The following is a 2368-nucleotide window of genomic DNA, read 5'->3' on the forward strand; positions in this document are numbered from 1 at the left end:
GTGGTGCAGGAGCTTCAGCAACCACGCCAGCCGAAGGTGCCACTGGTGAGGGAGGCGAATCGACAACGCCTTCTATTCTGGTGATGACCGAAAACGGCTACGAATTTAATACCGGAGATTCAGAGGATAACTCACTGGCTCAGCAGCAGGAGATTACCCGTGATCGTCTGTTTCGCGGGTTGCTGGAAGCGATCAGTGGGCGCAAGGTGCTGATGGCCGATATCAATCAAGATGAGCTTGCCGGTGTCCCTGAAAACGTGGCCGTAAAAGCCGAGGGCGCACCTGTTGGTGGGCAGGCGAATATGCTGACCATGACCTTCAATGTCACTGAAACGGTCGAAGAGTACGAGTGCAGTAGCTTCAATAGCTGTGGTTCGGTGACAACCGCCGATGGTCGGGAGATCGACTTTGCGTTGGAAATGTCGATGGAGCGCAGTTATTCAGAAACCCGTACCGTTGAAGTGACGCAGCAAGTCAGCTTTACCGACCCTCTGGTGATCAACTTTGAAGGCAATGCTGCAGACTTGTCTGATGAAAAGTTTAACTTTGATCTGGATGCAGATGGTGAAGATGAACTGATCAGTTACTTTACCAACAGCGGAATGCTGGCGCTGGATAAAAATGACGACGGTGTGATCAACGACGGTACAGAGCTGTTTGGTGCGCTGTCAGGTAACGGCTTTGCCGATCTGGCGCAGTATGATGAAGATGGGAACAACTACATCGACGAAGCTGACAGCATCTTCGATGATCTGCAGATCTGGACTAAAACACTCGGTGAGGACAAATTGGAATCCCTGGCAGATCGGGATATAGGTGCCATTTACCTCGGATCCACAGAAACCCCGTTTGATGTGAAAGGTGAAGACAATCAGCAAAATGGTCGGGTCAGGGCCAGTGGCTTCTATCTCACGGAAGCCGGAGATGTGGGAACCGTGCAGCAAGTTGATATGGCGGTCTGACCGTCTGGCGTTACTATCAGGTTGCCCGCACGTGCTGTTATGCGGGTAATCTGATTAACGTGTTACCGCCTGTGATGATGTTCGCCAGTCGAGCCAGTACGCGTACTCCACCCGATGAGAACGGATCAGCGCCTGTTGAAAGGTCGTGCTTGGGGTCGCATTACATTGCACGCCAGTAAACTCTGGCTCGGTCCATCCAGTGCTACCGCCCATATAGTCACGCGTATATCCCCATGTACCGCAGGCAAGAAGGGTATCGTAACGATCTTCCTGTTCGCACACGACACAGGTCTCAAACTGAACGTTGATGTTCTTCCCCTCCACACCGTATGCATCTGACACGTAAGGCGTGTCGTAGATCGCTACAGTAGATGCGCGGGTAGGGCGACCGCTCCAGGGTTTATCCCGATCATCTTCGGGTGTGAGATGCATACCGTAACCGTGTTCCAACGGCGCATTGTCATAGAAAGGATTATCAAACTCATCAGGAACATCGATCTGAACGGCGCTTTCTCCGTCAAACAGCCGCGCGGTGGTACTACGAACCTGTAACAAACGGTATTGGTCACAGCGTGCTGTGTTATCCCCGGTTAGGTGACCGGCTTTATTCGCAAACAGATGGATCTCCAAACCGACACCCGTGGCGTTATCACTCGCGATGTAAGAGGCATTATCACGGCTACTGTGATACCACTCCTTAGAAAACACCAGAATATCGATATTCTCTTGTTGGTAACTGACAGGGCATGCTTTACCGACCAACAGCTCCTCGGCAATAACAGTCGACGGCGAAAGTAACAAGCTAGCTGTGGCGGCGGTGATTAAAGCAGATCGTAAGTTCTGCATAGCGACACCCTAATTCAGCAATAATTCCTGAACACGTTGCTATGAAGTATAGACAGGGCAGTCTATTCAGCCTCACTTCTACTCAGAGGCGTTTTAGAGATCGTTCAAGGGACTGCGGACAGCATTGCCTCCCCGGTTTAATACATGTGTGTAAATTTTTGCTCGGCATACTTCCAGGTGCCTCGGCCTAGATCCGCGCTCAGCTGTCGGCTGACAAGGACGTATTGGCAGAGGAGGCGGTTGTGTCAGCTCAGGTGTTCAAACCGGCGGGTGGTATACGTTGCCCTGAATGCGGCGATAGCCATGTACAGAGACTGGGAGAAGTGCACAGGCATCACTATCCCGTAATCGTTGAATAGCAGTTAAACGCCTCTCAGTCTGGGGTATGAACAAAGATCGGGGAAAGTCCCAAGGGTGCCCTATTGCCAAAAGTCAGGGACGCGCGTAAAAAGGATGTATTAACGAAAGAAAAAGTGAACTGACAGACGTGCTCGAGGCCATTGGGAGGCTGAGAACGGTACGTATCTCATATCAGGGTTCACAGGGATCTCAATAGCTTA

General features: G+C 51.4%; 1 protein-coding gene and 1 pseudogene. One reads left to right on the forward strand and one right to left on the reverse strand.

Going from position 1 to position 2368, the window contains the following annotated elements:
* Positions 1-962: pseudogene (locus tag ABYW01_RS19580) on the forward strand (hypothetical protein); the annotation flags it as partial.
* Positions 963-1016: 54 nt separating this feature from the next.
* Here the strand turns inward: ABYW01_RS19580 and ABYW01_RS19585 are convergent.
* A complete protein-coding gene (locus ABYW01_RS19585) occupies positions 1017-1808 on the reverse strand; it encodes a hypothetical protein (RefSeq protein ID WP_372836053.1) in 792 nt (263 codons plus the stop codon).
* Between the last annotated feature and the right edge of the window lie 560 nt (positions 1809-2368).

The sequence above is a fragment of the Pontibacterium sp. genome, from assembly GCF_041587635.1.
Taxonomy (GTDB): Bacteria; Pseudomonadota; Gammaproteobacteria; order Pseudomonadales; family Balneatricaceae; genus Pontibacterium.